The organism is Mycobacterium sp. BK086 (assembly GCA_004362315.1).
In the GTDB taxonomy this organism is placed as follows: Bacteria; Actinomycetota; Actinomycetes; order Mycobacteriales; family Mycobacteriaceae; genus Mycobacterium.
The window spans coordinates 197,981-223,814 of the sequence record SNWL01000009.1 but is presented as its reverse complement, the minus strand read 5'-3'; the positions used below and the strand labels follow the sequence as shown (position 1 = coordinate 223,814).

21 protein-coding genes are annotated in these 25,834 nt (G+C 65.9%); 3 read left to right on the top strand and 18 right to left on the bottom strand.

All coding sequences use genetic code 11. From position 1 onward, the window contains the following. Positions 1–37: 37 nt before the first annotated feature. The 9 genes from EV580_RS30325 to EV580_RS30285 are packed head-to-tail and all read right to left on the bottom strand — an operon-like array spanning position 38 to position 9,991. The gene (locus EV580_RS30325) at positions 38–2,425 is read right to left on the bottom strand and encodes a CaiB/BaiF CoA transferase family protein (RefSeq protein ID WP_133696347.1); all 2,388 of its coding nucleotides are present in this window, start codon (positions 2,423–2,425) and stop codon (positions 38–40) included. Between the two features lie 2 nt (positions 2,426–2,427). Next, positions 2,428–3,423 carry an enoyl-CoA hydratase/isomerase family protein gene (locus EV580_RS30320; protein ID WP_133696345.1) on the bottom strand — a complete coding sequence of 332 codons (996 nt, stop codon included), beginning with the start codon at positions 3,421–3,423 and terminating at the stop codon, positions 2,428–2,430. Further along, the gene (locus EV580_RS30315; RefSeq protein ID WP_133696344.1) at positions 3,416–4,564 is read right to left on the bottom strand and encodes a M24 family metallopeptidase; all 1,149 of its coding nucleotides are present in this window, start codon (positions 4,562–4,564) and stop codon (positions 3,416–3,418) included. Before EV580_RS30315 ends, EV580_RS30320 begins: the two co-directional genes overlap by 8 nt. After that, positions 4,554–5,822 carry a M24 family metallopeptidase gene (locus tag EV580_RS30310; protein ID WP_133696342.1) on the bottom strand — a complete coding sequence of 423 codons (1,269 nt, stop codon included), beginning with the start codon at positions 5,820–5,822 and terminating at the stop codon, positions 4,554–4,556. Before EV580_RS30310 ends, EV580_RS30315 begins: the two co-directional genes overlap by 11 nt. Continuing rightward, entirely contained in the window at positions 5,819–6,985 is a 1,167-nt protein-coding gene (locus EV580_RS30305; protein WP_133696340.1) for an amidohydrolase family protein, read from the bottom strand. The genes EV580_RS30310 and EV580_RS30305 overlap by 4 nt, the downstream gene beginning before the upstream one ends. A gap of 35 nt (positions 6,986–7,020) precedes the next feature. After that, entirely contained in the window at positions 7,021–8,259 is a 1,239-nt protein-coding gene (locus tag EV580_RS30300) for a cytochrome P450 (protein WP_133696339.1), read from the bottom strand. Positions 8,260–8,262: 3 nt separating this feature from the next. Continuing rightward, positions 8,263–8,457 (bottom strand): ferredoxin, encoded by a 195-nt coding sequence (locus EV580_RS30295; protein ID WP_133696337.1) that lies wholly within the window; start codon positions 8,455–8,457, stop codon positions 8,263–8,265. A 5-nt stretch (positions 8,458–8,462) separates the two neighbouring features. Beyond that, positions 8,463–9,152, bottom strand: coding sequence for a TetR/AcrR family transcriptional regulator (locus tag EV580_RS30290; RefSeq protein ID WP_370581591.1), 690 nt, complete (start codon positions 9,150–9,152; stop codon positions 8,463–8,465). Between the two features lie 23 nt (positions 9,153–9,175). Then, on the bottom strand, positions 9,176–9,991 hold the full coding sequence (locus EV580_RS30285; protein WP_133696335.1) for an SDR family NAD(P)-dependent oxidoreductase: 816 nt from the start codon (positions 9,989–9,991) through the stop codon (positions 9,176–9,178). A gap of 353 nt (positions 9,992–10,344) precedes the next feature. Between EV580_RS30285 and EV580_RS30280 the strand changes: the two genes are divergently transcribed. From EV580_RS30280 to EV580_RS30270, 3 genes are read left to right on the top strand one after another with little or no spacing between them, the layout of a single operon-like run. Next, entirely contained in the window at positions 10,345–11,550 is a 1,206-nt protein-coding gene (locus EV580_RS30280; RefSeq protein ID WP_133696334.1) for a cytochrome P450, read from the top strand. A 34-nt stretch (positions 11,551–11,584) separates the two neighbouring features. Beyond that, entirely contained in the window at positions 11,585–12,424 is an 840-nt protein-coding gene (locus EV580_RS30275; RefSeq protein ID WP_133696332.1) for a mycofactocin-coupled SDR family oxidoreductase, read from the top strand. Continuing rightward, on the top strand, positions 12,412–14,589 hold the full coding sequence (locus EV580_RS30270) for a molybdopterin-containing oxidoreductase family protein (protein ID WP_133696330.1): 2,178 nt from the start codon (positions 12,412–12,414) through the stop codon (positions 14,587–14,589). Before EV580_RS30275 ends, EV580_RS30270 begins: the two co-directional genes overlap by 13 nt. Before the next feature lie 111 nt (positions 14,590–14,700). On the opposite strand, the gene EV580_RS30265 is transcribed toward EV580_RS30270, so the two are convergent. The 9 genes from EV580_RS30265 to EV580_RS30220 form a co-directional block, all read right to left on the bottom strand. Then, positions 14,701–16,005, bottom strand: coding sequence for an alpha/beta hydrolase fold domain-containing protein (locus tag EV580_RS30265; RefSeq protein WP_166654957.1), 1,305 nt, complete (start codon positions 16,003–16,005; stop codon positions 14,701–14,703). A 742-nt stretch (positions 16,006–16,747) separates the two neighbouring features. Continuing rightward, complete coding sequence (locus EV580_RS30255; RefSeq protein ID WP_133696327.1) at positions 16,748–17,575, bottom strand: alpha/beta fold hydrolase; 828 nt, start codon at positions 17,573–17,575, stop codon at positions 16,748–16,750. Then, positions 17,572–18,552, bottom strand: a complete 981-nt coding sequence (locus EV580_RS30250; RefSeq protein WP_221220304.1) for a cyclase family protein — start codon at positions 18,550–18,552, stop codon at positions 17,572–17,574. The genes EV580_RS30255 and EV580_RS30250 overlap by 4 nt, the downstream gene beginning before the upstream one ends. Before the next feature lie 14 nt (positions 18,553–18,566). Next, on the bottom strand, positions 18,567–19,388 hold the full coding sequence (locus EV580_RS30245) for a coniferyl-alcohol dehydrogenase (protein ID WP_133696325.1): 822 nt from the start codon (positions 19,386–19,388) through the stop codon (positions 18,567–18,569). 2 nt (positions 19,389–19,390) lie between these two features. Then, positions 19,391–20,695, bottom strand: a complete 1,305-nt coding sequence (locus EV580_RS30240; RefSeq protein WP_133696324.1) for an LLM class flavin-dependent oxidoreductase — start codon at positions 20,693–20,695, stop codon at positions 19,391–19,393. Next, a complete protein-coding gene (locus EV580_RS30235; protein ID WP_133696322.1) occupies positions 20,692–22,410 on the bottom strand; it encodes an FAD-binding protein in 1,719 nt (572 codons plus the stop codon). Before EV580_RS30235 ends, EV580_RS30240 begins: the two co-directional genes overlap by 4 nt. Further along, entirely contained in the window at positions 22,407–23,354 is a 948-nt protein-coding gene (locus tag EV580_RS30230) for a 3-carboxyethylcatechol 2,3-dioxygenase (RefSeq protein ID WP_133696320.1), read from the bottom strand. The genes EV580_RS30235 and EV580_RS30230 overlap by 4 nt, the downstream gene beginning before the upstream one ends. After that, a complete protein-coding gene (locus EV580_RS30225) occupies positions 23,281–24,960 on the bottom strand; it encodes a bifunctional 3-(3-hydroxy-phenyl)propionate/3-hydroxycinnamic acid hydroxylase (protein WP_133696318.1) in 1,680 nt (559 codons plus the stop codon). The genes EV580_RS30230 and EV580_RS30225 overlap by 74 nt, the downstream gene beginning before the upstream one ends. 2 nt (positions 24,961–24,962) lie before the next feature. After that, complete coding sequence (locus EV580_RS30220; RefSeq protein ID WP_133696317.1) at positions 24,963–25,826, bottom strand: alpha/beta fold hydrolase; 864 nt, start codon at positions 25,824–25,826, stop codon at positions 24,963–24,965. Between the last annotated feature and the right edge of the window lie 8 nt (positions 25,827–25,834).

Sequence of the window (25,834 nt, the reverse complement as noted above, 5' to 3'; positions counted from 1 at the left end):
CCTAAGTTTCTCGTGAGAACGATATTCTCATTATGGACTAACCGCAATACCCAGCGCCGATGACCCCCTCGGTTTCCAGCGCTGCGATCTCCTCTGGAGACAGGCCGAGGGCGGTGAGTACCTCGTGGTTGTGCTGACCGAGCAGGGGTGCCGGCGAGCCGTGCACGGGCCGCCGCCCGCGAGAGAGCTGGAACGGCATGGTCGTGAACCGGGCCGGCGCGCTGACCGGATGGTCCAGGATCTCGAAGAATCCGCGTGCGCGAAGTTGTTCGAGCTCGGGTTGCCGGTGGGGCTGCATCACCTTGGCCACCGGGACGCCAGCCGGCCACAGGGCGGCCACGATCTCGTCACCGGTTCGCTCGCGGCACCACGCACCGATGAACTCGTCGACAAAATCTTCACGCGCACGCCGGCCACTCGCGGTGTCCAGGTCGGGGTCGGCGGCCCAGTCCGGGTCGCCGAGGACGCCGCGCAGAGACTGCCACTGCTTGTCGGTGGCCACCGCGATGGCGATCCAGGAGTCGTCGCGGCCGAACTCGTCGATGTCGTTGGTCTGGTAGAGGTTCTGCGGTGACGCGATCGGCCCCCTGTTGCCCGCGCGCTCCAGAACCGAACCGTAGGCGCTGTATTCGACGATCTGCTCGGCGGCGATGTTGAGCGCCGCGTCCACCATGGCCGCCTCGATGAGCACACCTTCACCGGTGCGCCTGCGGTGCTCGAGCGCCAGCAGCACCGCGTTGAGTGCGTGCAGTCCGGCGTTCGGATCGCCAAGGGAGTACGGCTCGTAGGGATTTCGGTCCGGGTAGCCGGTGAGCCAGCTGATGCCTGCGGCGGCCTCGATGACATAGGCGAATGCCGGGTTGTCCCGCCACGGTCCGTCCAGCCCGAAGCCGGGCATCCGGACCATCACCACATCGGGCCGGATCTGTTGCACAGCCGGGTAATCGAGGCCGAGGGATTCCAGCACCCTCGGGGTGTAGTTCTCGGCGACGACGTCGGCGGTGGCGATCAACCGGTGCAGGAGCTCCCGGCCGCGTTCGGTGCCCAGGTCGAGCGTGATGTCCTTCTTGGTGGTGTTCAGCGCCGCGAAGATCGGCTGCTTCTCCCACCATTGGTCTTCGGTCACCGGGACGCCGGCGATCATCCGGGTGCCATCCGGCCTGCGGGCCGATTCGACGTGGATCACCTCGGCGCCGAGCAGGGCCATCAGATGCGTGCACGACGGACCGGCCCAGAACGTGGTGAGGTCGACCACCCGAATTCCACTCAGCGGCAACCGATCCGGAGCGATTCCTGCGGACCGTGGATTGCCTGGCGTGTCGCGGTACAGATCGGTGTGTTCGCCCAGTCGGGGCGCGAGCGACGGCGGGCGCAACGCCACTCCGGCGATCCGGTAGGGAGGGGCGGGTTGGCGGAAGCCGGCCGGGTGGCTGACGAACGCTTCACGGGCGGCGAAGTGCTCCAGCGACTCCACGGTGTCGGGGGTGGCCACCGGGGCATTGGGGATGCGGAAGGCTGTCGCGAGATCGCGCACCTCGTCACCGGTGCGTTCGGCCATCCAGGCGTACAGCTCACCGGACTTCTCGTTGGCCTGTTCGGTGATCGTCAGCGGCGCGTCCTCGTCGATCCAGTCTTCATGGCCGGTCATGGCGCACAGGTCGAACCACTGCTGGGCGGTGCCGCAACCGACGTCGACCAGCCCGTCCTTGACCCGGGCGATACCGGGCACGGTCAACTTGCGGGAGTCGCGCCACGGCCGGCCCAGCATCTCGAAATACGTCACCGGGTAATACGTCAACCCCATGACGTGGCTTTCGAGCATCGACAGGTCGATGAGCTCACCACCCCCGCCGCCGAGTACCCGCATCCGGGACGCCAGGATCGCGGCACTGGCATAGGAGCCCGACAGATAGTCGCCCACCTGTCCCCCGACGTACACCGGCGCGCGGTCCGGTGCGCCACGTCCCAGTCCGACAATCCCGCCGGACCAGGCCTGCAGCGTGAATTCGGTTGCAGCACAAGCACTCCAGGGGCCGTGCAGGCCGAACGGAGTAATCGCGGCGACGATCAGGTGCGGGTGCGCGGCGTGCACCTCGGCAGGCGCCAACGCATCGGCCAGAGGTGAGCCCGGCGACCACACCACGGCGTCGGCGCAGGCCAGCAGGTCGTTCACCATCGCCAGATCCTCGGCGGGATCCGCGACCACGCTGCGCTTGCCGCCGGCCAGGAAGCTGAACAGCGCCCCGTCCTCCCCCGGTCCGATCGCCGCGCCCGAGGCCGACCATCGGCGCAGCGGATCCCCTTCGGGAGCCTCGACTTTGATCACCTCGGCACCGCCGTCGGAGAGCAGCTTGGTGCAGTAGCCGCCGGCGATCCCGGTCGACAGGTCGACCACGACGAAACCGGTCAGTGGTGAATCGGCCATCACTACTTCTTCTTTTTCTTGGGCTTGGCGTCTTTGTCGGCCTTGGCTTTCTTGCGGCCGGACTTCGACAAGCGCCACTCCGGCGGGAATTTACTGTCGTTGTCCTTCACCGCACCGGCAAGACCGGTGCCCAATCCCTCGTGCATGTCGAACTCGTCCTCGTCACGGGCCGCCACACCGCCCAGCGACTCGAAGGTGCTGCCGAGCAGGCTGCCCAGGTACTCGCCCTGGAACTGTTTGAACACCTCGAAGAACATCTTCTGCTGAAAGACGGTGTCGGTTGGCCGATTTCGCGCGCATGCCAGCGCATACCGCTCGACCTCGACCTCGAGCTCCTCGCGGGTCACCACGCTGTTGAGGAAGTTGCACTCGTACATCTCGTCGGCCGTGAACGGCCGGCCGGTGTAGACCATCTCCTGGAACTTCCGAATGCCCATCATCTGGGTCCACCACCACATCCGGGGACCCCAGCCGTAGTAACGGAACGACGGATGGCCGAACAGTGCGTCATCGGAGGAGATCACCAGATCCGCGTCGGCCGCCTGATAGAAGTGCCAGCCGTAGCAGTACCCCTTGACCTCCAGGATCGAGATCTTCTTGAAGTCCTGCAGGGTTCGGATACCGGACTGCGGGCTTGCGTACCAGGCTCCGACCGACGCGCCACGCCGAAACGTCCCCGGCGGTGGGTATTTCACGTCGCCTGGCGGGATCCGGAACTCCGAGAGCCGTCGTGTCTGGTCCTCGTCGTTCTGCACTTCCATGAATTCGGGAAGGTCGGCGCCGCTGCCGAGGTCTTCGCCGGCACCTCGGATCACCAGAACCTTGACCTGATCGTCTACCCCGGCCCGGTAGAGCAGATCCGAATAACGCAGACGCGCTTCGATCGTCGGCGCGTTGAGGAACTCGGGCCGGTTGAAGGTGATCGTGGCGATCTTGGTCTTCGGGTTCTTGTCGTAGAGGATGATCTCCTCGGCCGATGGTCGCGTGCTCTCAGCCATTGGCTGGGCCGACGCTCGCCGCGGCGCTCCACGCCGGGCTAGACGTCAGTACCTCGCACCCGTCGGCCGTGATCAGCACAGCGTCCCGGGTGACCACCGAACCGACCGACTCAGCCCAGACGTGGGCGGTGACGGCCAACACCATTCCGGCCTCCAGCACTTCGGCGTCGGCGGTCACCCGCAGCTGGGGTGAGACGACCGGTGGGTCGAAGCCCAGACCGAGGCCGTGGGCCACCGGCATGACCGGCAGTTGCTCGCCGGCCTCAGCGTAGGCACCCAGCAATGCGCTCGCAGGCATCCCGGGCCGACAAGCCTCGATAAGCCTGTCCCACAGGGCATCTCTGCGACGGAAGAGCTCGCGCACGGCGTCAGTCGGCTCACCGACGTAGAACGTGCGGGCCACTTCAGCCACGTAACCGTCGGCCAGCACTCCGGCCGACAACACCACCAGGTCATCCTCGCGTATCGCTCCACCGCCCCCGGTGTGCCGCCATGGATGTTCCTTCGATGTCACCCAGGCGGCCTCTTGAGTTGCGGGCGTACTCACCCCGCCGGCGGCCTCCGCCTCCAACACCGCAGCGGTGAGGAACTTTGCGGTGGTTCCCGCACGGAGCGCCGCCACCCCCGCGGCCAGGCCCTCCTCGGCGATCGCCAGCGCGTGCCGCAAGGCCTGCACTTCCTGCGGAGTCTTGATCCGCCGGGCAGCCTGCATGGCCTGCTCAGCGTCCACCAACTCCGCGTTCGGGAACGCCATGGGCAACAGTTTGGCGAAAGTCGGTGTCAGCGCATCAGTTCCGACTCGGCGCGCGGTATCGGCGCCCTTGATGCCCTTCAGGATTTCGACCAATGTCATCGGGTTCCAGGCGAACCCATACAGATTCTCGTGCGGGATCTCCTCGGGAATGCCCTCATCCCACGTGCTGTTGAGATGGATCTCGCCGGTGGCGCGCACGAATTCGCAGATGGGCCCGAACGGGCGGGTGCCCACTACCCACAGCTGGGGGGCACCGGAAATGTAGCGGACGTTGGCCTGACGGCCGAGCACCAGCACGTCAAGGTCGTGGGCCTCCATCTGGGCCAAGGCCCGCTCACGGCGGCTCAATCGCAGAGCCCGGGCATCGGCCTCGATCTCAATTCCCATTGGGCACCTCATAGGGATCGTATGGATAGGCGGTCAGTGGCATCCATCCACCATCGGTGACCACCACGATCTCCTCGCCGCGATAGCCGCCGGTGCCGTCCTCCCACACCACCGGCTCGAAAACCAACAGCATGCCGGACGGAAAGACGAAGTTGTCATCCCACTCCTGGCCGAGATCCGTTCCGATCATCGGCATCTCGGCCGCACTCGTTCCGATTCCATGGCCAAGGTAGAAATGTGGCAGCCACGGCTTCTCCCCGCCGGCGGCGGTGATCGCCGCGCGCCCCAGGTCACCACAGGTGGCGCCTGCCTTGGTCACCGACAGCACCCCGTCGACGACGCGGCTCCACTTCTCGAACTGATGCTGCTGCGCCTGCGTCGGTTCCTGACCCACGATCCAGGTGCGCCCGTGGTCTGAGCAGTAGCCGTGGTAGGAGATGGACACGTCGGTCCACAACACGTCGCCTTGCGCCAACGCGCGCTCGGTCGTCAACAGCGGCAGGGCTAGATCGCCGGTGGTGGTCCAGGTCCCCTCGGCCTTCGATGCGGGCATGACCTGCCAGATCGAGTCGAACATGTTCGTGGTCGCGCCGAGTTCGAAAGTGCGCCGCACGAATTCAGCAGAAAGGTCGATCTGACGAGCACCCGGCGCCAGCGACTTCTGGATCTCGGCGACGGCCAGTTCGGTGATCTGGCAGGCTCGCCGGATGCAGGCGATCTGGTCGAGCGTCTTGACCAGTTTCGCCGCACCGACGGTCGGCGCGGCGTCGACCGGCGCGCTGGGGAACAGCGCACTGCCTGCCCGTCGCATCGCCCCGGTCAACTCATCGGTCGCCACCGTCGCACCCGCCGGGATCAGTCCGGCCAGGATCTTCGCGAATTGCGCTACACCCTCGTCGAATTCGAGATAGACCGGCCCGTGCAGATGGTCATCGGGCAAGCCGGATTCCATCGCCGCACCCTCACGAAACGGCAGGAAAAGGTGCGGGTGCTCGTCGTCGGCCAGGATCACCGCCACCGGCCGCTCGACATGTGACAACCCGGCATCGGCCAGCGGCCAGCTGATACCGGTGGCGTACATGACATTGCTGTTACCCAGGAGCACCAGTGCGTCCACGCCCTGATCGGCCATCGCGGCGTGCAGTCGCACGCCGACTTCGCGGCGCATCCGGGCGAAATCGGGCTCCTGCGGGATGTCCAGCCACGTATACCCGGTTCGGGCGATCTGGGTGACGCCGGAATGGGTAGATGTCGTCACTGGACGCCCAGGAAATTCTTGATGTTGCTGCTGCAGATCTTCACGGCATTCTCCGGGCCCACCGCCTCGACCACGGTAGCTAGTGACTTCTCCGAGTAGCCGAAGGTCGACTCGTTGTGCGGATAGTCCGACGACCACATCACGTTGTCCACGCCGATCTTGTCGATGAGCTCCAAGCCCAGCGGGTCCACCATGAACGAAGCGCACATGTGGTTGTCCCAGTAGTACCGGGGGTCGTGGCTCAGTTCGTGGTTGAACATGTGCCGGTACGACGCCAACAGATGCTGGGCGTCCTGTAATGCCGTTGGTACCCAGGCAATTCCGCCCTCGAACCAGCCAACACGCAGCTTCGGGTGCCGGTCGAGGATTCCCGAGAAGACGTACTTGGCGAACTGTTCGCGGAACGAGTCGACGTTGACCATCATCCCGACGACGACGCTGTTGTTCTCGCACGGTGTCTTCGGCGGCGTCTCACCGATGTGGTGAGTGACGGGCACGCCGGAGTCTTCGATCTCGTCCCAGACCGCATCCATCGACGCCGAGCCGTAGTCGTAGATATTGCCGTCGTCATCCTTACCCGGGTTGAGCGGCAACAGGAAGGTCTTGAGCCCCAGGGCCTTCAGTTCCTCGAGGTTCTGGCGGGTTCCCTTGGGATCCCACCAGTTGATCAGGCCGACACCGTAGAAGTGACCCTTGGACTGCTCCTGAAGGTCGGCCATCACCTCGTTGTAGATGCGGAAAACCCGCTCCCGCAGCGCCTTGTCCGGGTAGTGGAACAGCGCGAGGACGGCGTTGGGGAAAGCGAGCTCCTTGTCGATGCCGTCCTCGGCGAGTTCGCGGACGCGAGCAGCCATGTCGTTGGTCGACGCCCCGGCCAGATCGTCGTACTGCATGAGCACGCGGCCGAAGTCACCACCCGTCCACGCCTTGCCCTTCATGCCGACCATGTAGGCGCCGTCTTCGTACCAGATCCGCGGTGCCTGGCCCTTGAGATCCTCGGGGAACTTCTCGTAGAAGATGTCCTGGGCCACCGAGATGTGGTTGTCGGCCGAGAAAACTTCAGTGCCGACGGGCAATCCGAAGTCACCCGTGGCGTGACCCTTGCGGTTCTTGGGCGCGCCGAAACCTTCCGGCGGGTAGAGCGTGGCAGTCAACGTAGACATCGTGGACACTCCAATCGATTAGGGCTGAGGGCTTTTCACCAGGTAACGGGAAGCTCGTAGACGCCGTATGCGAGGCGGTCTTCCGCGAACGGCACCTCGTCGAACGGGATCGCCAGCTTCATATCGGGGATCCGGCGCAGGACCGTGGGGAACACGATCTGCATCTCGGCACGGGCCAGTTGCTGGCCGACGCATTGGTGGCGGCCGTAGCCGAAGCCCAACTGCTGGCTGGCGTCCCGGGTCAGATCCAGCGTGCCGGGATCGGCGTACATCGCGGGATCCCAGTTCGCCGGTGCTAGATCCAGGATGACACCCTCATTGGCCTTGATGGTCTCGCCACCGATCTCGATGTCCTCAAGGGCGACCCGGCGCTGACCGGTCTGAATGATCGACAGGAAGCGCATCAACTCTTCAACCGCGTTGGCGATGAACTTCGGGTCGTCGGAATCACGCAGTAACGCAGCCTGTTCGGGGTTCACCAGCAGGGCACACAGACCGAGCCCGATCATGTTGGCGGTAGTCTCGTGACCCGCGATCAGCAGGCCGGTGCCCAGCTGGGCGGCCTCTTTGACGCTGATCTCACCGGCGGTGACGCGTTCGGCGAGATCGGAAATGGCGTCCTCGGCGGGCTCTTTCTGCTTCTTCTCCACCAGGTTGATCAGGTACTGGTGCAGGCTCATCGCGCCCTTCTGCATGGCGTCAGCGGCCGCGTTGCGGGCCATACCCGCATTGGCATGTTCCTGGAAGAACTCGTGATCCTCGTAGGGCACCCCGAGCATGTCGCTGATCACCCGCGTCGGCACCGGCAGGGCGAGCTTCTTGATCATGTCGGCGGGCTTGGGCCCGGCCAGGATCTCGTCGATGCACTCGTCAGTGACCTTCTGGATCACCTCGCGCAGCGTCTCCACCCGGCGGAACGTGAACGGCTTGGACAACATCCGCCGGAAGCGCGTGTGCTCCTCGGCGTCGGACGTGAATACCGAACGGGGCCGTTTGTTCACGGTGGCGAGCATGTGCGCGTTCCAGTGCGGGAAGCCGTCGATCCGGTCGTCGACGCTGATCCGCGGGTCGGCGAACAGCGTGCGGGCCGCCTCGTATCCGGTGACCAGCCACGGGGTGCTGCCGTCCCAGATCCGCACCCGCGACAGGGGTTTGGTCTCGTTCATCGCGAGAATCTGGGATGGCGGCGCGAACGGGCATCCAGCCGCGCGCTCCATCGGGTAGTCCGGGGCTGCGGGGGCTGCCTGAGTGTCAGAAGTCAAAGTGTCCGACATGTGTCACTCCTCGACGTGGATGGCTTGCGCGGGGCAGGCCGCGGCGGCCCGGCGCGCATTGTCTTCTTGATCGGCTGGCGGTTCAGTCTCGAGAAGGACGACGACGCCGTCCTCGTCGCGCTGATCGAAAACCTCGGATGCGTTGAGCACGCACTGGCCCGAGGAGACGCACTTGTCCTGGTCGACGCTGACCTTCATGGTGTTCAGCCCTGTCGTGTCACGGGGGCCAGCCACAACCCGACGATCGCATCGACAAGCCCGGAAGCGGCTGTGCGCCAATTGGTTAGGGGTAAAGATGTGCCCTCGGCGAGGGCTCGTTCGTATTCCGCGCAGGTATGGATCAGCAGATTGCGGCCCATGATCTTGCGTTCCGCGCGGACATGTGCCGGCAGATCGGGCAGGCAGCGGTTGATGCCCTCGAGAACGGTGATCAGGGCCGGCAAGGTGAGCGCGTCGCGGCTGACGGTCTGCTGGTAGGCCGGATCGGCCATCACCTGCGCGGCGAACCGGGCGTACCACGTCGGGCTACCCATCGCGGTCAGGTGATCGGTCAGCGGAAGTACCAGGCACTCGACCCAGTCGCGCAGCTCGGTGCTGGAGCCCAGCACGGCCACCCGCTCCTGGCGCAGCTTCTCCACGGGGATCGCGTGCTTGTGCTCGATCGCCCGGACCAGATCGGTCTTGGTGCCGAAGTGGTAGCCGACGGCGGCATTGTTGCCCTGGCCCGCAGCCTCGCTGACCTGCCGATTCGACACCGCGAACACGCCGTGTTCGGCGAAAAGCCGCTCGGCGGCGGTCAGGATCGCCTCACGAGTCAGGCTCGCCCGATCCGTACGGGTGCCGCGAGAAGGAGAAGTTGCGGTCGTCATCGTCTCGTCAGTCAACTCTGCCATCATGATTAAGTCAAGCGATTGATTTAAGAATCCTGCGGCTTCTTTTTCTTCGGTATGGGCTTGCCCGCCGCGGTGCCGCCGTCAACCGGCAGAACCGTGCCCGTGACGTAGGGCGAGCGGTCCCCGGCGAAGAAGAGAATGGCCTCGGCGACGTCGGCGGCGGTCCCCTCCCGCTCGAGCGGCCGGTCCTGCCGCATGGTCTCCCGGATGCCGGCCTCGAACTTCGCCACCTGCTCGGCATCCATGCCGTGTGCGGACTTCGACACGATCGCCGTCCGAATATGGCCCGGCGCAAGACAGTTCACCCGCACCTCGTACTTCGCCAGCTCGATCGCCGCGCACTGCGTGAAATGGATGACCGCGGCTTTGGAGGCCCGGTAGCTCATCACCCCGCCGCCGGCCTGGATTCCGCCGATCGAGGTCAGGTTGATGATCGAACCCCCGCCGGAGTCCCTCATGTGCCGGGCGGCGTCGCGCGTGCCGGCCATCACGGCCTTCAGGTTGACGGCCATGACCTTCTCGAACTCGGCGAGATCGTCGTCGAGAAAACTTCGGTGCATCTTGTGTGAGATCCCGGCATTGTTGACCATCACGTCGAGGCGGCCGAACTTCTCGACCGCGGAGTCGATCAGCGCGGAGAGCTGTTCGGTCGCGGCGACGTCGGTCGGCAGGAAGAGTGCCTTATCGTGCGAGTCGGCCAGCGCCTGGCCCTGTTCCACGTCGATATCACCGAAGACGACACTCGCGCCCTCGGCGAGAAATCGCTCGACGATGCCGGCCCCGAGACCCGATGCGCCGCCGGTGACGACCGCGACCTTGCCTGCCAATTCGTTGCCCATGACGGCCCAATCCCTCTCGTCCGCACGCCGATCGGTGCGCGTACGCAGTCAACTCGCTGGGTCCGACGGAAGTCAAGCGCGTGATTTAAATGTGGCCCGGCGGCGATGCCCGGACAGGCCGCGCAGCCAGGGCGCCGAGTGTGCAGCCAGGGCGGGAATCCGCCGGGAACTGCGCCCTGGACGCACACTCGAAGCCGCCTCCGCACAGTCGCCCGCACGGCTCCGGAAACCGTTTAGTGCGACTAAACGAGCGACATGAGAACCATGTTCTCTCACTTGGCCAGCAAACCTTGCGCAATCCGGGCATGGCATTGACACGTTTTGAACGGAACTGCAATGGTTGCTCACACCCAATGGCCCATGGGAGGAAATTTCTGGTGACCGTCAGTGCCGATACGGACCTTCATTACGACCCTTACGACGTCGACCAAAACATCAATCCGTACCCGATGTTTGCGCGTCTGCGCGAGGAAGCTCCGCTGTACTACAACCCCGAGCTCGACTTCTACGCGCTGAGCCGGTTCGACGATGTCAACAAGGCCGTCATCGACCACGAAACGTTCATCTCCGGCCGGGGCGCGTTGCTGGAGATCATCAAATCCGGAATGGAAATTCCGACCGGTACTTTGATCTTCGAGGATCCGCCGATCCACAACATCCACCGCAACCTGTTGTCGCGGGTGTTCACCCCCCGCAAAGTTGCCGCGCTGGAGCCGCAGATCCGCGAGTTCACCACCCGGTGCCTCGATCCGTTGATCGGCTCGGGCCGGTTCGACTTTGTCAACGATCTCGGCGAGCAGATGCCGATGCGCGTGATCGGCATGCTGCTGGGCATTCCGGAGGATCGGCAGCGCGCGATCACCGATCACGGCGAAGCGACGCTGCAGAAGAAGGAAGTCGATCTCCTGGCTACCGGTGAGGTCTTCGCCGAGTTCATCGACTACCGCCGCGAGCACCCGTCGGACGACATCATGACCGATCTGCTCAACGCCGAGTTCGCCGACGAGACCGGCACGGTGCGGCGCCTGCACCGCGAAGAACTGTTGCTCTATTTGACCGTGATCGCGACCGCAGGGTCTGAGACCACGACGCGCCTGATCGGTTGGGCCGGAAAGACATTGGCCGAGTATCCGGACCAGCGCCGGGAACTGGCCGAGAATCCCGCGCTGATCCCCCAGGCCGTCGAGGAGATCCTGCGCTGGGAGCCGCCTGCGTTGCAGATCGCCCGCTACGTGGCTCGCGACACCGAGTACTACGGACAAACCGTGCCGGAGGGTTCGGCGATGCTGATGCTCGTCGGCTCGGCCAACCGCGACCACCGCCGGTTCGCTCCCGACGGCGACGTGTTCGACATTCACCGTGAGCTGAAGTCGCACATGACCTTTGGGGCTGGCACCCACTTCTGCATGGGCAACGCGCTGGCCCGGATGGAGGGGCGCATCGCGCTCGAGGAAATCCTCAAGCGGTTCCCGACGTGGGACGTCGACTGGCCGAACGCGGTCAAATCCCAAACCACTGCGGTCCGCGGCTGGGATGCCATGCCGACGATCGTTCCCTGACATCCACCAACTACGACAAGAGGACTGAAGAACCATGGCAGGACGGGTAGAGGGCAAGGTCGCATTCGTCACCGGCGCGGCGCGCGGACAGGGTCGCGCGCACGCGGTCCGGCTGGCTTCGGAGGGTGCCGACATCATCGCGGTCGACATCTGTAAGCCCATCGACACGGTCGACAAGATCGCGGCGTCGACCCCCGAGGACCTGGCCGAGACCGCCGACCTGGTCAAGGGCCACAACCAGCGGATCTACACCGCCGAGGTCGACGTCCGTGACTACGACGCTCTGAAGGCGGCCGTCGACGCGGGTGTCGAGCAGTTCGGCAAGCTGGACATCATCGTCGCCAACGCCGGCATCGGCAACGGCGGCCAGACGCTGGACCAGACCAGCGAAGTCGACTGGACCGCCATGATCGACATCAACCTCGGCGGCGTGTGGAAGACGGTGAAAGCCGGTGTGCCGCATATCCTCGCGGGTGGCAACGGCGGCTCGATCATCCTGACCAGCTCCGTCGGCGGACTCAAGGCGTACCCGCACACCGGTCACTACGTCGCCGCCAAGCACGGCGTCGTCGGCCTGATGCGCACCTTCGCCGTCGAACTCGGCGCCCAGAACATCCGCGTCAACTCCGTGCACCCGACCAACGTGAACACGCCGCTGTTCATGAACGAGGGCACGATGCGGTTGTTCCGCCCCGATCTGGAGAACCCGGGCCCCGAGGACATGAAGGTCGTCGGGCAGCTGATGCACACGCTGCCGATCGGCTGGGTCGAGCCCGAGGACATCGCCAACGCGGTCCTGTTCCTCGCGTCCGACGAGGCCCGCTTCATCACCGGTGTCACTCTGCCCGTCGACGGCGGCAGTTGCTTGAAGTAACCCCCACTCCGCCGCAGACCGTCCACACGTTCTGCCGGTACTGCCTTGCCTCGTGCGGTGTGGAAGTCACCGTCGAGGCGGGGCGGGTGGTGAAAATATCAGCGGACAAAGAGAATCCGCATAGTTGGGCCGACTTCTGCGCGAAGGGCCGCACTGCCGCCCAGCTCGTCGACCACCCGCGCCGGATCACCCGTCCGCTGCGGCGGGTGGGCGAGGAGTACGTCGAAGCGACCTGGGACGAGGCGATCGCCGACATCGCCGCACGGATGTCGGCGGTCATCGACGCCGGCGGTCCGGATGCGGTCGCCACCTACACCGGCAACCCCGCGGGGTTCTCGTCGTCGAACCTGTTGTTCATGACGGGCTGGCTCGATGCCATCGGCAGCCAGAACCGCTATTACGTCGGGTCGGTGGACCAGAACAATCTGCACGTGGTCGCCCAAGCCATGTACGGCTCGCAGTTGTTCGTGCCCGTCTCCGACGTCGACAACTGCGACTACTTCCTGCTGGTCGGCGCCAATCCCGCTGTCAGCGCGTGGAATTGGGTGGAGTCAGTGCCGGGCGGCTGGAAGCGGGCACTGGCGCGGCAGCGCCAGGGCGCCAAGATCGTGGTCGTCGACCCAGTTCGGACCGAGTCCGCAGAGAAGGCCGACATCCATGTGGCGATCCGGCCCGGGCAGGATTGGGCTCTGCTGCTCGGGATGGTCAAGGTGATCGTCGACGAGGGTCTCGAGCATCGCGCGGACTGCGCCGATCTGGCCGTCGGCATGCCGCAGTTGCGCAGTCTGGTCGCGACCGCCGACCTCGACGATCTGGCCGCTCGCTGCGATCTCCCCCGGGCCGATATCGAGAGTTTGGCAAGGGATTTCGCCACCGCGCCCGGCGCCATGGCGATCACCCGAACCGGGGTGTCCCTGCATCTGGCCGGAACCATCGGCGAGTGGCTCGGCCACGTGCTGAACGTCGTCACCGGCAGGATGGACCGGCCTGGTGGCCGTCGCTTCGAGCGCGGGTATGTCGACGCGCTGAAGCTGGCCGCCTTGGCCAAGCCCGTCGATCACCGCAGCAGGCTGCAAGGGCGGCCGATGGTGGCCGGCCATCACGGACTCGACGAATTGCCCGACGAGATCACCACCCCGGGACCCGGGCAGATCCGCGCCATGGTCATCAACGCGGGCAATCCCGTCGTCTCGGGACCCGACGGTGCGCGGCTGGATGCCGCGTTGCAGCAACTCGACCTGCTGGTGGTGATCGACTTCCTCCAGCGCGAAAGCCACCGCCATGCGGATTGGCTGCTGCCCCCGGCACATTGGCTGGAGCGCGACGACCTGCTGGCGCTCACCAGTGGCCTGCACGACGAGCCGTACATCCAGTACGGCCGGCGCGCTGTCGATCCGCCGGGTGACGCCCGCCCGGAGTGGCAGTTCTTCCTGGACCTCACGCTGGCGATGAAGCGACCGTTCCTGGGGATGCGGGGTGTCAACGGGTTCGTCAAGGCGACACGGGCTGCCGCCAAGCTCACCCGCCGGCCGTCGGTGGCGTTCGGTCCGCACTGGATCGACCGGATCATCGTGGCGACCAGCCGCGGGATTAGCTGGCGCGCGGTCATGGAGCACCCGCACGGCTGGGTGTTCGGAAAACGCGAATTCGGGCAGTTGCGCAAGGCTTTGCGTACCGAGGACAAGAAGATTCACATCGCGCCCGACGAGTTCGTGGCGCGCACCCACGAGCTGCTCGCCGAGCCGTATCCCGTGGCGCCCGCAGGTCTGCCGTTCCAGCTGGCGAACAGCCGGCGCAGGCATTCGATGAACTCGTGGCTCAACGACATTCCGGGCCTGCACCCGTCGGGCAAAGACAACCACGCGGTGATCAACTCGAAAGACGCTGCCGCGCTGGGCATCACCGACGGCGATCGCGTCCGGGTCTTCTCCCCCGTCGGCGAGGTCGAGCTCGCCGCCGAGGTCAGTGACCGGCCCAGGCCCGGCGTCGTCATCGTCGACCACGGCTGGGGATCGCGGGTGTTCGACCCGCGCGGCGGTGCGGAGCCAATCTCGTTCGGCGTCAACCGGAATCTGTTGGTCGACGGCTCGCCGGTGGACCCGCTGTCCCAGACGCCGGCGTTGAGCTCGGCCTACGTGGGTATCGAGCGCATCGACCCCGTCTAGCCCTTCTGCCCACACCGACATTTCGCCGGGGAGGTGCGAGAAGAACGCACCATTTCGTCGATCTCGGGGGGTGGGCAGTGCACCGCGTTGGCACGGGACACAGTCATCCGCTCAGTTGGCGGCGTTAACGGCGTGTGGCAGCAGGCCGAGCTGACGATAGATGTCGCGGCGCACCAGCGGTGCGGCCGAGTTGACCGGCAGGCCTGAGAGAGGCCAGTCGTGATACTGCCCCCGGCCCACCACCAGCGAGATCGGCGCCCCGATGTCGACCGCGCGCTCATACAGCAGCAGGTTGGCGGGTAGCAGGATCTCCTCGGTCCCGACATACATCGTGGTCGGTGGCAGCGCCTGCAGGACCTCGGTCTCCATGCGCAACGGGCTTATCCGCGGATCCTTGTCGACGATGCCGTCGAAGGTGTGGAAGCGAGTGAAGTAGTCGGTGGTGACCTGGTTGAAGAACGGGTCGTCGATGCCCGCGCCGGTGTTCTCGGTCGAATAGTCGGCTTGGCCAGACACCACGACCATGCTCGCGGGCACGTCGTCACCGCGCAGGATCAGCTCCCGGGCCGCGGCGAGCGCGTAGGTGGCTCCCTCCGAGTCGGCGTAGATGCTGACATTCTCGGCGCCGCGGTCGTCGATCACCTGCGAGATGTAGTCGGTCATCCCGGGCGTGACATTGAGCAGGGAACCCGCCTCGGTAAACGCGAGCGGGTACAACGGCACGAGCACCGTCGCCCCGGTTTCCCGGGCCATCTGCGTGTAGTCGATCCAGTGCAGGATGTTCGGTTGGTAGACCGCCCCACCACCGTGGATCGCGATCACGGTGGCGCCGGTCGGATTGGGCGGTTCGAATTCCCACACCTTCCAGACGTCTCCCGGCGATACCTCGACCTCGGTCTTGTGTGCGTGCAATCCCCCCGTCAGGAAGAACGGCGGATCCGCGCTGGTGATCAACTGCGAGAAGACGGCGACCCAGGGGATCCCCAAGAAGCCGGTGACGTCACGCACCAGGCGCAGGCTCGCGAGCGTCAACTGGTCGATGATCGTCGGGGGCGGTGTGTAGGTCAGCGAATTCGCCACCGCCTGCGCCTGAAGCCCCGCGACCGGGGTGTCGGTAACCATTGTCTGGGTCGGGGTCAGCGCAGTCTCGAACTCGCGGCGCGCGAACGCCAACAGCGACCACGCAGCCGGCGCGCCGAGTGGCGTTTCGGGCGCCCTGCCGGAAACCAGATGGAGCAAACTACTGAGCACATTCGACACCACACCGGCTATCACCTCGACAGGCCTGGCGTGAGCGGCCACTCCAGGGGCCTGCGCCGTGTTCGTGCTCTGTGCGGTCGGTGCCGCCGCCGAAACGCTCGCGAGGGAAACATCACTGATCGTCGCCGTCAGCGGTGACAATGCAACGCTGGGCATGTGCACTTGCTGCACAGCCGTCGACTCACTCACCCGAGCGGCCGACGTCATTGTCGAGTTCCGCGTCGAAGGCGTCCTGATGTTGGTGCCGGAATGCGCTTTGCCGCTGGGTTGAAGCAGGGACGCCGTCGCAGGAGAATCCGGCGAGGTCCGGTCCTTCGCTGTCGTTGGCTCAGCAGTGGAGGGGGCGCTCGACGGCGTGGAGCTGCCACGGGAATGGGCGGTCCTTGCGGCTCTGCTCGGAGCGTGTGGCGATGTCTGCGCGCCAGTGGATGTCGAGGTTCCCGACGAGGGATCAGACGACGTACCTGACGGTTCGGCTCGCGCGAGCCCTTGCCCGGAAACGACAGCCGCCCCGACACCCAGCGTGATGGCCAGACCAGCGAATCGACTCATATCTCGCACCGCCTTCTCGGCGAGGGATGTCTCCACCCCGAAAACAACCTCGCTGGCAACAGAAAACACCCGAGCTGGGTCAATTTCTCGACTTCGGTCAATTTAGTGCGCACTGTCGGTGCGGATTTTGATGAGGGCGGCTCGAAGGTCGTCGGGTCACGACGCGGTGGCGGCGGGCGTTCGCGACGAACCTCTTGATGCTGCAACCGCTTTGGGCTTCGATGTGGTGGCTGACGGCCATCGCGGCGAACCACGATGCTCAGCTGGGCCCCACAACCCAGCCAAGACAACAAGATATCCCAGGTCAGAGTCCTGTGGCGTCGTCATCCGGGAGATGACGCCGGTGTCAGCCGGCCTGTTCGGCGAAGAACCCCAGCAGCACCTCGGCCAGTGCGTCGGGCTGCTCGATCTGCGGGCAGTGCCCGGCGTCGTGGACGACCACCGACTGCCCCCCGGTGATCTGCCCGGCGATCTCGGCGGCCCAGCCGGCCGGCAGCAGCTTGTCCCCTGCGCCCTCGACCACCAGGACCGGGACGTCGATGCGCTCATATGCGCGCTTGCTCGACGGGGTCGCCGGCGCGTCCAGGCCGGGCCTGCGAAAACGCGCCGCCGCCAATGACTCCCACGCCCCCGGTGCGATGCTCGACTCGTAACGCCGTCGCACATAGTCCTCGTCGGCGGGATAGGACGGATCGAAGAACAGTGCCTCGACAATGGCCCGCATCGCCTCGAAGGAGGCGTCGTACTCATACAGGGCCGTGGTGTGCCGGTTCTTCTGGATGTCGCCGCCACCGCAGATCGTGACGGCGCTGCGCACCGGCAACACCGGGGCCGGCGACGTCAGGTCCACCAACAGGTTTATGGCGCCCATCGAGTTGCCGACGAAATGCGCCGAGTCGATGCCGAGCAGCGCACAGAACCGGGCGATGTGTCGGATCCGCATGCCGCGTCCGTCGGTGAAGTCGACCACCTTGGCCGAGTCGCCGAAGCCCAGCATGTCCGGGGCCAGCACCCGATAGCGTTGCGCGAGCAGGGGAATCAGCTTTTCCCAGCCGATTTCGGCGCTGACCCCGAATTCACCACCATGCAGCAACACGACGGGGTCGCCTTCGCCCGCCTCAAGGAAGTGGGTGGCCAGTCCGTCGACGACAAGCGTCCGGTGCTGGGCGCTCACTTGATCGCGATCGGGTTGACTGGCGAGCCAACCGCACCGGTGACGCTCAAAGGCGGTGCGACGAGCTGAAATTCGTAACGTCCGTCGGCCGCGCAGTCCGCGGCCAACTCGGTGAGATTCCAGTACTCACCCAGCATCAGCCCCATATCGCGAAGGCACAGCATGTGCATCGGCAGGATCGCGCCGTCGACCGCCGACACCGGGTTCTCCACCATCAGGTTGTCGGCCGCAACGGCAGCCACCTGATGGTCGGCCAGCCACGACGCACACGTCCAGTCCAAGCCGGCACCCGGCTCTGCCCCGTCACCCGTCTCCAAAAAGCGTGCCCACCAGCCGGTTCGGACCAGCACGATATCGCCGGACTCGATGCTCACACCCTGCGTCCTGGCCGCCTCGTCGAGTTCGGCCGGGGTGATCGGCTCACCGAGCTCGCAATACGTCTGCACCCCGCGCAGCTTGACGATGTCCAGCAGTACTCCGCGAGAGGTGATGCCCTTGCTGTCGACCTTGTCGATGCCCAAGTAGTAGGCCCCCAGGCTGGACACCGAGTCCGAGGGAAAACCGTTGTACAGCTTGTCCTCGTAGTAGACGTGCGACAGCGCATCCCATTGGGTGGCGGCCTGCAGCGGCATGATGATCATGTCGTCGTTGAAGCGCATCGGCCCGGCCGTGCTGTAGCCACTCAGCTGCACGGCTGACGGGTTCTGCAGCCACTTGGGCCCGTACTCCATCAGCGTCTTGGCGTCGCCGCCGTCGATCGTCATCACGTGGGTGGGGTTCTGCCGGTACTGGAACGCTCCCTGCGGACCTGACGAGCCGAAGTCGACGCCGAGCGGAAACACCTTGCCGTGCTGCACCGTTGACGCCGCCTGCGCGATCTTCTCGGGCGTGATGAAGTTCAGCGTGCCGAGTTCGTCGGCGTCTCCCCATCGGCCCCAGTTGCGGACGTCGTCGGCGACCCGACGAAAGTCGCTCATATCGGCCACGCTGGTCATCCCTTCTCGTAGTCGGCGGCTTGGCGCGCCGCGATGGTTCCGCCGTCGGCCCAGATCACCTGTCCGGTGATGTAACCCGCGGCCCCGCTGCCCAGGAACACCAACACCGCAGCCTGCTCGGCCGGGTTCGACACCCGCCCCAGCGGTTTGGGGATGTCGTCGAGCAGACCCTGTCCGTAGGCCGACCGCAGCTGATCGAGGATCGGGGTCTCGGTCACGCCGGGCCCGGTGCAGTTGATCCGGATGCCCTTGGCCCCCAACGGGACGGCGCCCTTCACCGTGTAACCGATGATCGCCTCCTTGGACAACCGGTAGCCGCCGTCGGCCAATGCGTCGGGATGGTCGTGGCACCATGCGATGCCCTCGGCCATCGAACCCGTCGCCAGCAGACCGGCCGCCTGCGGCAGGTTCTCACGGTAGTGCTGCGCGGCCAGCGACGAGACGAGATTGATCGAGGAGCCAGGGCCCAGCTTGGGCAGCAACGCCTCGGTGAGGTGCCGGGCGCCAAGGAAGTTGATCGTGACGACCAGCAACGGGTTCCCGATCCCCGACGACACCCCGGCGACGCTGAACAGCGCATCGATCGGGCCGCTCACCGCGGCCGCGGCTCGATCGATGGAATCGCTGTCAGCCAGATCGACTTCGACGAATTCGCTCAGCTCGACCGCGCCGGGCGCCGGGGGTCGCACGTCGAGGCCGACCACCTCGGCTCCCAGATCGGTGAGCTGACCGCACAGCTGTGCGCCGATTCCCGACGCGCAGCCGGTGACCACCACCCGGCGGCCGTCATAGCGCAGCAGATCGTCGATGTGAGCCACGTTTACTTGGCTTCCCGCTTCTCCTTCTCCAACTGCGCGGCCTTGACCCGTCCCTCGTTGATCTCGGCCATCGCCTCGGGAATCTCACCGGCGGTGAACTTGTTGCGACCGGTCGGCAATCCGCCGAAGGAGTAGGTTTCATCGAACATCGGTGCCTCCGAGGGCCGTCGGCGCGCCTCGACCTTCTCGATCACCGGCTCCAGCCGCTTGGCCTTGTCGGCCACGGCCTTGGCGTCCCGTTCGATGAACTCGGGCAGGATCTCCTTGCCCATGATCTCGATGGACTCCATCGTGCCCTCGTGACTGCGTGGGTTGAGCAGCAGGATGATCTCGTCGACGCCGCTGGCCTCATAGCCCCGCAGGAATTCGCGCACGGTCTCGGGCGAACCGATGGCACCACGGCCCGGGCCGTAGGCCAGGGTCGGGTCCTCCTTGACGGCCTCCTCGTAGCGCTCCCAGACCTTGGTCCGGCCCGGGGTGTGCATGCCGGTCAGGTAGTAGTGCATGATGCCGAACGAGAAGAAGCCGCCGCCGATCCCGATCTTCGCCAGGGCTTCCTCGTCGGACTTGGCCACCATCATCGACAGGTCGCCGCCGATGGCCAGGATGTTGGGGTTGATCGCCGGGGTGATCGGCGCGCCCTGCTCCGCGAAGTCACGGTAGTAGCCGTCAACCCGCTCCTTGAGCGCCTCCGGGCCGGTGTAGGCGAAGCTCAGTGCGCCGATGGCTTTCTGAGCGGCCATCTCGACCGACGACGGGCGGGTGCAGGCCACCCACACCGGCGGGTGCGGCTTCTGCAGCGGCTTGGGAACCACGTTGCGGGCCGGCATCTCGACGTGCTCGCCCTTGAACCCGGTGAACGGCTCCTCGGTCATGCACCGGATCGACACCTCGAGCGCCTCTTCCCACTGGGCGCGCTTGTCGGCAGGGTCCACGTTGAAACCGCCGAGCTCGGCGACCGAGGAGCCCTCGCCGGTGCCGTACTCCACACGACCGTTGGACAAGTGATCGAGGGTGGCGACGCGCTCGGCGATGCGCGCCGGCGGATTGATATTCGGCAGCAGGTGCATCACGCCGAAGCCGAGGCGGATGTCCTTGGTGCGCTGGCTGGCTGCGGCTAGGAACATCTCCGGCGCGGTGGAGTGGCAGTACTCCTCCAGGAAGTGGTGCTCGGTGAGCCAGACGGTGGAGAACCCGGCCTTGTCGGCGAGCTCGACCTCGTCGAGACCGTGCTGAAACAGCTGGTGCTCGTCGTCCTCCGACCACGGCCGCGGCAGCGGGAATTCGTAGAACAGCGAGATCTTCATGCGGTTACCTCTCGATTGGAATTGTGGGAGATGTGTTCTGCTGCGACGTATCCGAACGTCATAGCTGGTCCGATGGTGGCTCCGGCACCGGCGTAGCTGCGGCCCATCACCGCAGCCGAGGCGTTCCCGGTCGCATAGAGGCCGCCGATGGCGGTGCCGTCCTCGCGCAGCACCCGGGCGTGCTCGTCGGTGAGCAATCCACCCGAGGTGCCCAGATCGCCGAGGATGATCTGGAATGCGAGATACGGCGCCTTGCCCAGCGGTGCCAGGTTGGGGTTGGGCAGGGTCGGGTCGCCGTAGTAGTTGTCGTAGGCGCTGTCGCCGCGGTTGAAATCGTCGTCGTGCCCCTTACGGGCCAGCTCGTTGAACCGGGTTGCGGTGCGCTGCAACTCGTCTGCCGGTACACCGATCTTGGTGGCCAGTTCACCGAAGGAGTCGGCGGCCACCACGATTCCGGAGTCCAGCCAGGCTTGCGGGATCTTGCGGCCGGTGGGCACCGGAGCGAACGGCACCTTCGGGATGGGCAGGTGTCCGCCCACCACATACCGGTGGAACGACGCGATGTCGGTGACCAGCCAGCACGGGATGTGCTCGATCCCGTTCTGTTGGCCTTCGATCATGGCGTGCGCGAAATCCATATAGGGCGCAGCTTCGTTGATGAACCGCTTGCCTGCGCCGTTGACGACGAACTGGGCGGGCATCATCCGCTCGTTGAGCATGAACTGCAGGCGGCCGTCCGGCCAGCACATGGCGGGAAACCACCAGGCTTCGTCGAGCAGATCGGTGGCAGCACCCACCTTCTCCCCCGCCCGGATACCGTCGCCGGTGGCTGCAGGATTGCCAAAGCTCCAGTCCTTCTCGAGAACCGGCAGGTGCTCACGGCGCCAGGCCATGTCGTGGTCGAACCCACCGGAGGCCACGACCACACCGCGGCGTGCACCGATCCGCAACGGCTTACCGTCACGTTCCACCACCGCACCGACGACGTTGCCGTCGACGTCGGTGATCAGCTCGGTCATCGGCGCCGACAGCCACAGCGGGATGTCCTTCTCCTTGAGCGCCAGCCGCATCCGTGCCATCAGCGACTGTCCGATCGCGGCCATCCGGTCGCCGAACACCCGGGCCCGGAACATCCGCCAGATCAGCTTGAGCAGTACGGCTTTACCGCGCCAGTTCTGCCGTACCTGGTAGAACAGGCGAAGGTCCTTGGGGGCGAACCAAATTCCCTTCGGGGCGAGCGCCAGCGGGGCGAGCAGGTTCTGCTCCTCCTCGCCGAGCTTGCGCAGATCTATTTCGGGCACGTTGATGGTGCTGCCGCGCTCGGACCCGCCGGGCAGCTCCGGGTAGTAGTCGGCGTAGCCCGGCTTCCAGACGAATTCGAACCAGTTGCTGGACTTCTCGAGGAACTCCATCATCTCGGGCGCGGTGTTGACGTAGGCGTGCAGCCGCTCGTCGCTGACCAGGCCTCCGGTGATGGTCTTGAGGTAGTCGAACACCCCTGCCGGGTCCGGCGAGTAGCCGGCCTTGCGCTGCGACGGAGCACCGGGAACCCAGATGCCGCCACCGGAAAGTGCCGAGGAGCCACCGAATTTGGGCGACTTCTCCACGACCAGCGTGTCCAGCCCCACCGCATCGGCCCGCAGCGCCGCGGTCATCCCGCCCGCGCCGGAGCCGACGACCAGGACGTCGACGGAGTGATCGAAGGGCTCGCTCATACAGGTACCGCCGTCCGGATCGCGAAGCCCGCGATCAACTCTGGAGCAGCGCGGTAGTAACGCTGCTGCGTCTGATAGTCACCCTGGACCGCCAGCGCGGCGAAGGCCGCCACCCAGGTTCGGATCTCGTGTGCCGAATTGCCTGCCTCACGCGCGATCCACTCGTTCGTCCAGCCGTCCACCTCGGCCAGCCGATTGGTGTCGATCAGATCCAGCAGGGCCCGATCCCAGTCGGGGTTCAGCGCCTGTAGCGGGCTCTGCCCGTGCGCGAAGTCGTGTGCAGCGGCGATCACCGCCTCCTGCCGCGCCGCCCGTCCTTCCGGCGACATCGGCGCGCCACCGACGATGCGCTCCAACGCGGTAGGCGGAGCGGTCGCCAACGTCGGAACCGGCGGATCATGGGACAGCCCACCCGATCCCACGATCAGCACCCGCTTATCAAGGGTGGCAAGGTAGGAGCCGATGGCGGCGCCCAGCGCACGGGTCCGCTTGAGCGGGCCCAGCGGCGTGGCCACCGAGTTGATGAACACCGGGATTATCGGCGGCGACACCCCTAGATTTTCGGTGCCGAACAGCACTTCGAGCGGCTGCACCGTGCCGTGGTCGACGTCCATCGCCGCCGACAGCGCCACGTCGACGCCGGCCTCCCACACCGCGGCCGCCATCTCGTTGGCCAGTTCGGCGGGCACGCCCAGCGGTCCGGCGTGCGTGCCGTAGTCGCCAACGCCGGAGGCCGCGGTGCCGATACAGAACGGCGGCATCAGACGGTAGAAGAACCCGTTGTAGTGGTCCGGCGAGAAGATGACGACGAGCTCGGGATCGAAACTCTCGACGAACGAGCGGGTTTCGGCGAGCCGGGCGTTGATGTCGTCAAGCAGTTCCGCCGACGGTCCCGGCAGATTCAGCAGCGGGCTGTGCGACATGCAGCACAGGGCCAGAGGCATCGGTTCCTCCTCCCGGGGTCAGGGTGAGCTTGTCGAGCAGGGCCGCGCTCAGCTCCGGAGTGCGTTGCGCGATGCACGCGCCCGCGATACAGCGATCGGGGCGCAGGAACATCACGGATTCTTCGTGGGCGTCGAACCAGGCCTTCAAGGCTCCGGTTCGGTCACCGACGACCACGACATCGGGGTCGTCGTGACCGGTCCAGTGCAGCTGGGTCACCGGGCGCAACGCCACGAAGACCGCGCCCAGCGCCTTCCACTGGGCAAACGCCTTCTCGCCCAGCAGCTCTCGGGGGTTGTTGCTCCAGCAGACGAAGGCGAACCACGGGCCGATGACGTCGTCCAGAAGCACGTTCTGCTGATCTCGGGTGTCGACCCGGGGCTGGATGAACAGGGTGCCGACCGCCGAGGCCGGCGGGCGCGGCTCGCTGTGCACCACCGCGCCCTGCTCGTAGCGGGGCATCGGCTTGAAGCGCATCTCCAGCACATAGCGCTTGAGCGTGGGCACCAGGGACGCCGCGCGGATCACCACGTCGCGTACACCGGCGACGCGGGGGTTGGTCGGTGAGATCACTTTGCCGACCGTGGTCGACAGGTCGATCATGGCGCGGGCGTGCTTGCGGCGCTCGACATCGTAGGTGTCCAGCAGTGCGTCGCCGGCCTGCCCGTTGACCACGGCGGCCAGCTTCCAGCCGAGGTTGGCGGCATCGCGAATTCCGCTGTTGTAGCCCTGGCCTTGCCACACGGGCATCAGATGGGCGGCATCGCCCGCGATCATGATGCGGCCCTTGCGAAATGAGCTGGCGATGCGGGAATGGTGGGTGTAGAGCCGACGACGGATGATGTCGCAGCGGTCCGGATAGGGCACCAGCCGGGACAACATCTGCGCGACGAACTCGGGATCTTCGGCCTGTTCATCGGTCTCATGGCCGTGGATCAGGAACTCGAAGCGACGGATGCCGTGGGCGATGGAGATCGACACGTAGGGCCGGGCCGGGTCCGCGCCGACCTCGCTGTTGGGATGTCCCAGCGGATCGTTGGCGATGTCGACGACCAGCCATCGGGTCGACGACGTCGTACCGTCGAACGACACTCCCATGATGCGGCGGGTCGCACTGCGCCCGCCGTCACAGCCGACGACATAGCGCGCGTTGACTTTTCGTACCTCGGAGCCGGGTGGCGACAACTCCACCGTGACACCGTCGACGGTCTCGGTGATCGACGTCATCGGGTGGCCCCAGGCGATCTGGACATTCTCGAACCGACTGAGTCCCTTGAACAATTCGGCGTCGACAAGGGGCTGGACGAACCCGTTGCGTTTGGGCCAGCCGAATCGCGCGTCGGGCGGCGCCATCTCGGCCAGGAGCCGCCGCTTGCCGTCGTAGAACCGCAGGATCTGGTTGGGCACGGTGTGCGGCAGCACGGCGTCCACCACACCGATCGCCTGGAAGGTGCGCAGCGATTCGTCATCCAGGCCGACTCCGCGCGGATAGTCGATCAGTGCGTCGCGCTCGTCGACCACGAGTGTCCGGACACCCTGCAGGCCAAGGGCATTGGCCAGGGTCAGGCCGCTCGGCCCGGCACCTACGACGACGACGTCGAAATCCATGATCAGCGGCCCAGGAGGAAGTCGATGTGCAGGCGGTCGAATGTCTTGGGGTCTTCGTACTGCGGCCAGTGTCCGCAGCCCTCCATGACCTCGAAGCGCGCGCCGGGGATCATCTCGGAGATCCGGCGGCCCTCGGTGGTGTCGGCGGTCGGGTCGTCACTGGTCCACAGCACCAGAGTCGGGGCGGTGATCGCGCCGTAGTCGCTGGGGCTCATCAGGTTTCGCTGCCGGATCTCGGGGTCCTGCAGAGCCATGATGTCGCGCATCGCGGCCACGAAGCCCGGTTGCCGGTATACCCGCTGGCGGCTGGCGACGATGTCGTCGTAGCCCTTGGACTTGTCGGCCATCAGCCACTTGATCCTGGCCTGCACGGTTTCCCAACTCGGATTCTCCGCAGCGGCCATCGACAGCGTGATGATCCGCTTCATCACCTCGGGATCGGCTTGCGAGCCACCCGCGGTGTTGAGCACCAGACGCTCGACCCGGTCGGGGTGATCGACGGCGAAACGGGAGGCCACCCAGCCGCCCAGCGACTCACCGGAGATGTAGGCGCGCTGCACGCCGATGGTGTCGAGGAACGCCGCCAGGTGATCGACATAGTGCGGGATCTCCAGCAGGTGCCCGGGCTTGTCGGTGTAGCCGTGCCCGAGCATGTCGATCGACCAGGTCGAGAAATGCTCGGCGTGCGACTCGAGGTTGCGCACGTATGCCTCGGCGTGACCACCGGATCCGTGCAGGAGCACCAGGGTGGGTTTGGCCGGATCGCCGGCATGCAGGTAGCGCGTGCGCACTCCCGCGACATCCAGATAACCCTGCGAGAACGCGACGCCCTGCAGATCACTCCAGATGCTTTCGAACTCCGCCACCCCGTGGC

Excerpts from the sequence above, each read along its gene's own strand:
- EV580_RS30300 (WP_133696339.1), bottom strand. The coding sequence starts at position 8,259 with ATGTCGGACACTTTGACTTCTGACACTCAGGCAGCCCCCGCAGCCCCG.
- EV580_RS30325 (WP_133696347.1), bottom strand. The coding sequence starts at position 2,425 with ATGGCCGATTCACCACTGACCGGTTTCGTCGTGGTCGACCTGTCGACC.
- EV580_RS30320 (WP_133696345.1), bottom strand. The coding sequence starts at position 3,423 with ATGGCTGAGAGCACGCGACCATCGGCCGAGGAGATCATCCTCTACGAC.
- EV580_RS30265 (WP_166654957.1), bottom strand. The coding sequence starts at position 16,005 with ATGCCCAGCGTTGCATTGTCACCGCTGACGGCGACGATCAGTGATGTT.
- EV580_RS30315 (WP_133696344.1), bottom strand. The coding sequence starts at position 4,564 with ATGGGAATTGAGATCGAGGCCGATGCCCGGGCTCTGCGATTGAGCCGC.
- EV580_RS30280 (WP_133696334.1), top strand. The coding sequence starts at position 10,345 with ATGGCCCATGGGAGGAAATTTCTGGTGACCGTCAGTGCCGATACGGAC.
- EV580_RS30250 (WP_221220304.1), bottom strand. The coding sequence starts at position 18,552 with ATGAGCGACTTTCGTCGGGTCGCCGACGACGTCCGCAACTGGGGCCGA.
- EV580_RS30275 (WP_133696332.1), top strand. The coding sequence starts at position 11,585 with ATGGCAGGACGGGTAGAGGGCAAGGTCGCATTCGTCACCGGCGCGGCG.
- EV580_RS30285 (WP_133696335.1), bottom strand. The coding sequence starts at position 9,991 with ATGGGCAACGAATTGGCAGGCAAGGTCGCGGTCGTCACCGGCGGCGCA.
- EV580_RS30305 (WP_133696340.1), bottom strand. The coding sequence starts at position 6,985 with ATGTCTACGTTGACTGCCACGCTCTACCCGCCGGAAGGTTTCGGCGCG.
- EV580_RS30240 (WP_133696324.1), bottom strand. The coding sequence starts at position 20,695 with ATGAAGATCTCGCTGTTCTACGAATTCCCGCTGCCGCGGCCGTGGTCG.
- EV580_RS30295 (WP_133696337.1), bottom strand. The coding sequence starts at position 8,457 with ATGAAGGTCAGCGTCGACCAGGACAAGTGCGTCTCCTCGGGCCAGTGC.
- EV580_RS30290 (WP_370581591.1), bottom strand. The coding sequence starts at position 9,152 with ATGGCAGAGTTGACTGACGAGACGATGACGACCGCAACTTCTCCTTCT.
- EV580_RS30225 (WP_133696318.1), bottom strand. The coding sequence starts at position 24,960 with ATGGATTTCGACGTCGTCGTCGTAGGTGCCGGGCCGAGCGGCCTGACC.
- EV580_RS30235 (WP_133696322.1), bottom strand. The coding sequence starts at position 22,410 with ATGAGCGAGCCCTTCGATCACTCCGTCGACGTCCTGGTCGTCGGCTCC.
- EV580_RS30230 (WP_133696320.1), bottom strand. The coding sequence starts at position 23,354 with ATGCCTCTGGCCCTGTGCTGCATGTCGCACAGCCCGCTGCTGAATCTG.